Source organism: Arenimonas sp. (assembly GCF_041913985.1).
Classification (GTDB): Bacteria; Pseudomonadota; Gammaproteobacteria; order Xanthomonadales; family Xanthomonadaceae; genus Arenimonas.
Map to the genome: position 1 here is coordinate 23448 of NZ_JAYSEG010000037.1, position 6814 is coordinate 30261.

The window sequence follows — 6814 nt, forward strand, 5'->3', positions numbered from 1 at the left end:
TCAGCGGAAGTCGAACTGCTCGTAGCGCAGCTTCGAGGCGGGGATACCGTGGCGGGCCATTTCGGCGCGCACCGCGGCCAGCAGGCCGGCCGGGCCGCAGAAGCTCAAGCTGATCTTCGCCGCGCCCACCTGCCCCACCAGCCATTCGAAGCGCTCGCGGAACTCGGGCGCACCCGGGCCACCGGCCACCGGCACCCAGTCCACGCCGCGCTGGCGCGCCAACGCGCCCAGTTCGTCCATGCCGGGGAACTCGCGCCCCGGGGTAAAGAAGTTGAACAGCGTGACGCGACCCAGGCCCTCGGCCTTCTCGTCCTGCAGCCAGGCGATGAAGGGCGAGAGGCCCACGCCGCCGGCGATCCACACTTCGAAGTCACCGTTGGCGGCGCTGCGCTGGAAGCGGCCGAAGGGCGCGTACACCTCGGCGTGCATGCCGGGCCGGGCCTCGGCCACCAGCTTGTTGGTGTAGTCGCCCAGGGCGCGGATGACGAACTGCACCGGCTGGCCGGCGTCGCCGGCGCTGGCCAGGGTGAACGGATGCGGCTCGCGCAGGCCCGGCTCGAGCAGGCGCAGGAAGGCGAACTGCCCGGCCTCGAATGGGATGCCGCGCCCCACAGGCGCCAGTTCCAGCCGCACCGAGGACGGGCCCGGCGTGACCGCGGTGACGCGGTATTCAGCGTGGCGCGAGAAGAACGGATACAGGAGCAGCTTCCAGGCCGCGCCCGCCACGCCCAGCGCCGCGCACAGCGCCAGCCACAGGCCCGCCGGCGAGGCCAGCGCGATCGGCGACTTGAAGCTCAGCCAGTGCAGCACGACGATGAGGAACAGCGGCCCGGACAGCTTGTGCCACCAGCGCCAGGTGCCGTAGGGGATCTTGCGGTTGAGCGCCAGCAGCACGATCAGGCCCAGCGCCACGTAGCTCAGCTGCCGCACCAGCCGCGTCCAGTAGGGCGGCAGCGACAGGATGGAGGCCGTTTCCCAGCCCTGCGCACCGGCCTTGAACACCAGGTGCACCGAGGCCAGCGCCAGCGCCCACACGCCCAGCCACTTGTGCACCTCGTACACGCGGTCGAGGCCGCCGAACAGGTCTTCCACCCAGCGCCAGCGCGCGCCCAGCAGGGCCGCCATGCCCATCATGGCCAGGGCCGCCACGCCGGCGGACAGGCTCATCGCGGCGCTGGAGAGCCAGTCGGCCTGGGGAATCGCCGCCAGCACGGCGGCGGTACTGATGGCCGCGATGACGACCAGGAAGGGCGTGCTGGTGATGCGCATGCGGGAACCTCGCCGTTGGGGCTGGTTCCCATCATGCGCCCGGGCCGGGTGCCCGCGATTGACCGGAATCAAGCCCCGAGGTTGATCCAGGTGGCCTTGACCTCGGTGTACTTCTCGAACGCGTGCAGCGACTTGTCGCGGCCGTTGCCGCTCTGCTTGTAGCCGCCGAAGGGCGCGGTCATGTCGCCGCCGTCCCAGTAGTTCACCCACACGCTGCCGGCGCGCAGCTTGCGCGCCACGCGGTGGGCGCGGCCCAGGTCGGAGGTGAACACGCCGGCGGCCAGGCCGTAGTCGCTGTCGTTGGCGATGCGCAGGGCCTCGGCCTCGTCGTCGAAGCCGATCACGCTCAGCACCGGCCCGAAGATTTCCTCGCGGGCGATGGTGTGGCCCGGCTGCACGCCGTCGAAGATGGTGGGCGCGACGTAGCAGCCTCCGGCCACGGTCTGCAGGCGCTCGCCGCCGATCACCAGGCGCGCGCCCTCTTCCCGGCCCTTGGCGATGTAGTACAGCACGCGCTCGGTCTGGGCCTCGTCCACCAGGGCGCCCATGGGCGCGCCGGGCTCGAGCGGGTGGCGCGGCTGCATGCGCTCGCCGTATTTCGCCACCATGGCCACGAATTCGTCCTTCACCGGGCGCTGCACCAGCAGGCGCGAGGCCGCGGTGCAGACCTCGCCCTGGTTGTAGAAGATGCCGCTGGCCGCCGCCTTGGCCGCCTGTTCCAGGCTGGGCGCGTCGGCGAAGACGATGTTCGGGCTCTTGCCGCCGCATTCCATGTAGGCGCGCTTCATGTTCGACATGCCGGCGCACACCAGCAGGTGCTTGCCGACCGCGGTGGAGCCGGTGAACACCAGCCCGTCCACGTCCATGTGCATGGCCAGCGGCTCGCCGGCGCCGCGGCCAAAGCCGGGCAGCACGTTGAACACGCCGGCCGGGATGCCGGCCTCAATGGCCAGCTCGGCCAGGCGCAGGGCGGTGAGCGGGGATTTTTCCGAGGGCTTGAGCACCACCGAATTGCCGGTGGCCAGCGCCGGGGCCAGCTTCCAGCAGGCCATCAGCATGGGGAAGTTCCAGGGCACGATGGCGCCCACCACGCCCAGCGGCTCGCGCGTGACCAGGCCCAGCTCGTCCTGGCCGGTGGCGGCCACTTCGCCGTAGACCTTGTCGATGGCCTCGCCGGTCCAGGACAGGCAGCGCACCGAGGCGGCGACGTCCACCGACAGCGCGTCGTCCACCGGCTTGCCCATGTCGAGCGCTTCGAGCAGGGCCAGCTCCTCGCCGTGGTCCTGCACCAGCTGGGCGAACTTCACCAGCACCTTCTTGCGGTGCGTGGGCCGGGCGTTGGCCCAGTGGCCGGCGTCGAAGGCCCGGCGGGCGGCGGCGACGGCGCGGTCCACGTCCACCGAGCCGCACTCGGCCACCTTCGCCAGCACGCGGCCGTCGATGGGGCTGGTGCAGTCGAAGGTGCGGCCGCTGGCGGCGTCCACCCAGTGGCCGTCGATGAAGGCCTGGTGGCGGCAGGAAAGCGCGGCGGCGCGCTGCTCCCAGTCTTCGCGGGTCTTGGGTCGGGTCATGGCGGCCTCAGAAGGTGGGCGGGGTATTGGCGCTGACGATGACGGCGTCGTCGTCGCCGACGTTGCGGAAGCGGTGCGGCTGGCGGCTTTCGAAATAGTAGGCCTCGCCCGGGCCGAGCACGCGCACCTGCTCGCCCACGGTGACCTCCACCCGGCCCTGCACCACCACGCCGCCTTCCTCGCCGTCGTGGCTGAGCATGGCTTCGCCGGTGTCGCTGCCGGGCGGCATCACTTCGCGCAGCACGCACATCTGCCGGTTGCGGCGGTGCTGGCCGACCAGGAAGTAGTGGATCTCGTTGTTGCCCACGTCGGGCTGCTCGTCGGCCGGGTAGAAGGGGCTGTCGCCGCCATCGGCCAGGTCGAGGGTGAAGAAGTCGGCCAGCGAGATCGGGATGCCGTCGAGCACCTTCTTGAGCGAACTCACCGAGGGGCTGACCTTGTTCTGCTCGATCAGGGAGATGGTGGAGTTGGTGACGCCCACCCGCTTGGCCAGCTCGCGCTGGCTCAGCCCCTTGCTCTTGCGCACGGCCTGCAGCCGGATGCCGATGTCCAAGTTCGAATGCCTCGCCGCGGTTGCTGAATATTTAACGCCAATTGTAAAGTTTATTCAACGCTGCTAGCGTTCCCCGCACCCCTTGCCCTGCCCCGCGAGCCTGCCATGAGCCCCTCCGATCCGCACGCCGACGACGTCCTGGCCCAGGCGACCGAAACCCCCGGGCGCACCGACGCGTTCTGGATGCCGTTCACCGCCAACCGGCAGTTCAAGAAGACGCCGCGCCTGCTGGCCAGCGCCGAGGGCATGTACTACCGCAGCACCGACGGCCGCGAAATCCTCGACGGCACCGGCGGGCTCTGGTGCGTCAATGCCGGCCACGCCCGCCCGCGCATCGTGCAGGCCATCCAGAAGCAGGCGGCCACGCTCGACTACGCGCCCACCTTCCAGATGGGCCACCCGCTGCCCTTCATCCTGGCCGAGCGCCTGGCCGAAATCGCGCCCGACCCGCTCAAGCACGTCTTCTTCACCAACTCCGGCTCGGAGTCGGTGGACACCGCGCTCAAGATCGCCCTGGCCTACCACCGCGTGCGCGGCGAAGGCCAGCGCACCCGCCTGATCGGCCGCGAGAAGGGGTACCACGGCGTCGGCTTCGGTGGTATCTCGGTCGGCGGCATGGTCAACAACCGCAAGTTCTTCGGCGCCATGCTGCCGGGCGTGGACCACCTGCCGCACACGCTCGACCTCAAGCGCAACGGCTTCAGCCGCGGCCTGCCGCAGCACGGCGCCGAGCTGGCCGAGGACCTCGAGCGCATCGTCGCCCTGCATGACGCCAGCACCATCGCCGCCGTCATCATCGAGCCCATCTCCGGCAGCGCCGGCGTGGTGCTGCCGCCCGAGGGTTATCTCAAGCGCATCCGCGAGATCTGCGACAAGCACGGCATCCTGCTGATCTTCGACGAGGTGATCACCGGCTTCGGCCGCGTCGGCAAAGCCTTCGCCGCCCAGCGCTTCGGCGTCACGCCGGACATGATCACCACCGCCAAGGGACTGACCAACGGCGCGGTGCCCATGGGCGCGGTGTTCGCCTCGAAGGCCATCCACGACGCCTTCATGCACGGCCCGGAAGGCGCCATCGAGCTCTTCCACGGCTACACCTACTCCGGCCACCCGCTGGCCTGCGCGGCGGCCCTGGCCACGCTGGAGGTGTACGCCGAGGAAAACCTGTTCGAGAAGGCCATCGAGCTCGGCCCCTACTGGGAAGACGCCCTGCACGCTCTCAAGGGCCTGCCGAACGTGGTGGACATCCGCAACTTCGGGCTGATCGGCGCGGTGGAACTGGCCGCCCGGCCCGAAGGCGTGGGCCAGCGCGGCTACGAAGTGTTCAACCGGGCCTACCACCAGCAGAACCTGATGGTGCGCTGCACCGGCGACGTGATCGCCCTCTCCCCGCCGCTGATCCTGAACAAGGAACACATCGACCGGATTTTCGACCGGCTGGCGGCTACCATACGCGCCACCGCCTGACCGGGCGGCCGCTCAAACCATCAGAAAGTACCGCCCCGGGAGGGCAGCTCCATGCTTATCGGCGTCCCCAAGGAAATCAAGAACCACGAGTACCGCATCGGCCTGACCCCGGCCGGCGTCCGCGAACTGTGCGCGCAGGGCCACCACGTGATGGTGCAGCGCGACGGCGGCAAGGCCATCGGCCTGACCGACGAGATGTACGAGAAGGCGGGCGCCACCATCGTCGACAGCGCCGCGGCGATCTTCGCCAAGGCCGAGATGATCATCAAGGTCAAGGAGCCCCAGCCCGTCGAGTGCGCCATGCTGCGCCCGGGCCAGATCCTCTACACCTACCTGCACCTGGCGCCGGACCCGGACCAGACCGCCGCGCTGGTGAAGTCGGGCTGCACCGCCATCGCCTATGAAACCGTCACCGACCGCAAGGGCGGCCTGCCGCTGCTGGCGCCGATGTCGGAAGTGGCCGGCCGAATGTCCATCCAGGCCGGTGCGCACGCGCTCGAGAAGGCCCAGGGCGGCTCCGGCGTGCTGCTGGGCGGCGTGCCGGGCGTGAAGCCGGCGAACGTGCTGGTGATCGGCGGCGGCGTGGTGGGCATCAACGCCGCGCGCATGGCCATGGGCCTCAACGCCCGCGTCACCATCCTCGACCGCTCGCTCGACCGCCTCAAGTACCTCGACGAGCTCTACGGCGACCGCATCACCACGCTCTACTCCACCCTCGACGCCATCGAAGAGCTGCTGCCGCAGTCCGACCTGGTCATCGGCGCCGTGCTGATCCCGGGCGCCGCCGCCCCCAAGCTCGTTTCGCGCAAGCAGCTGGGCCTGATGAAGCCGGGCTCGGTGCTCGTGGACGTGGCCATCGACCAGGGCGGCTGCTTCGAGACCTCGAAGGCCACTACGCACCAGCACCCGACCTACGAAGTGGACGGCATCATCCACTACTGCGTGGCGAACATGCCGGGCGGCGTGGCGCGCACCTCCACCTTCGCGCTCACCAACGCCACCCTGCCCCACGCGGTGCAGCTGGCGAACAAGGGCGTGCAGGCCATGCTCGACGACGGCCACCTGCTCAACGGCCTGAACGTACACGCCGGCAAGATCACCTACGAAGCCGTCGCCAAGGACCTGGGCTACGAGTACGTGCCGGCCGCGCAGGCCCTGAAAGGTTGATGCCATGACCGACCCCCGCCGCATCCCGCATTTCATCCACGGCCAGCCGCAGGAAGGAAGCGCGGGACGGTGGGGCGAGGTGTACGACCCGGCAACCGGCGCCGTGCAGGCGCACGTGGCCCTGGCCTCGGCCGGCGACGTGTCGGCCGCGGTCGCCGCCGCGCAGGCGGCCTTCCCCGCCTGGGCGGCCACGCCGCCGCTGCAGCGCGCGCGGGTGCTGTTCCGCTACAAGGAACTGCTGGAGCGGCACACCGACGAGATCGCCGCCGCCATCACCGCCGAGCACGGCAAGGTGCTGGCCGACGCCCGCGGCGAACTGACCCGCGGCATCGAGGTGGTGGAATTCGCCTGCGGTGCCCCGCACCTGCTCAAGGGCGAACATTCCATGGACGTGGGCCGCGAGGTGGACTCGTGGACCGAATACGCGCCGCTGGGCGTGGTGGCCGGCATCACGCCGTTCAACTTCCCCTGCATGGTGCCGATGTGGATGTTCCCGGTGGCCCTGGCCTGCGGCAACACCTTCGTGCTCAAGCCCAGCGAACGCGACCCGACGCCGCCCATGATCCTGGCGCGCCTGCTGAAGGAAGCCGGCCTGCCCGACGGCGTGTTCAACGTGGTGCACGGCGACAAGACCGCCGTGGATGCCCTGCTCGACGACCCGCGCGTGCAGGCGGTGAGCTTCGTCGGCTCCACCCCCATCGCCGAATACATCTACGCCCGCGGCTCGGCCAACGGCAAGCGCGTGCAGGCCCTGGGCGGCGCCAAGAACCACATGGTGGTGATGCCC

General features: G+C 70.0%; 6 protein-coding genes. 3 read left to right on the plus strand and 3 right to left on the minus strand.

The genetic code is table 11. The features are described from left to right. The 3 genes from ACE3Q2_RS11640 to ACE3Q2_RS11650 form a co-directional block, all read right to left on the minus strand. A complete protein-coding gene (locus tag ACE3Q2_RS11640) occupies positions 1-1269 on the minus strand; it encodes a ferric reductase-like transmembrane domain-containing protein (RefSeq protein ID WP_374474159.1) in 1269 nt (422 codons plus the stop codon). A 68-nt stretch (positions 1270-1337) separates the two neighbouring features. Continuing rightward, a complete protein-coding gene (locus tag ACE3Q2_RS11645; protein ID WP_374474160.1) occupies positions 1338-2840 on the minus strand; it encodes an aldehyde dehydrogenase in 1503 nt (500 codons plus the stop codon). Positions 2841-2847: 7 nt separating this feature from the next. Then, positions 2848-3393, minus strand: coding sequence for a cupin domain-containing protein (locus ACE3Q2_RS11650; RefSeq protein ID WP_374474161.1), 546 nt, complete (start codon positions 3391-3393; stop codon positions 2848-2850). Between the two features lie 105 nt (positions 3394-3498). On the opposite strand from ACE3Q2_RS11650, the gene ACE3Q2_RS11655 reads away from it, so the two are divergent. The 3 genes from ACE3Q2_RS11655 to ACE3Q2_RS11665 form a co-directional block, all read left to right on the plus strand. Beyond that, positions 3499-4860, plus strand: a complete 1362-nt coding sequence (locus tag ACE3Q2_RS11655; protein ID WP_374474163.1) for an aspartate aminotransferase family protein — start codon at positions 3499-3501, stop codon at positions 4858-4860. A gap of 51 nt (positions 4861-4911) precedes the next feature. Continuing rightward, positions 4912-6027, plus strand: a complete 1116-nt coding sequence (gene ald / locus ACE3Q2_RS11660; RefSeq protein WP_231694003.1) for an alanine dehydrogenase — start codon at positions 4912-4914, stop codon at positions 6025-6027. A gap of 4 nt (positions 6028-6031) precedes the next feature. Beyond that, a partial coding sequence (locus ACE3Q2_RS11665) for an aldehyde dehydrogenase family protein (RefSeq protein ID WP_374474165.1) occupies positions 6032-6814 on the plus strand: 783 nt, incomplete at its 3' end.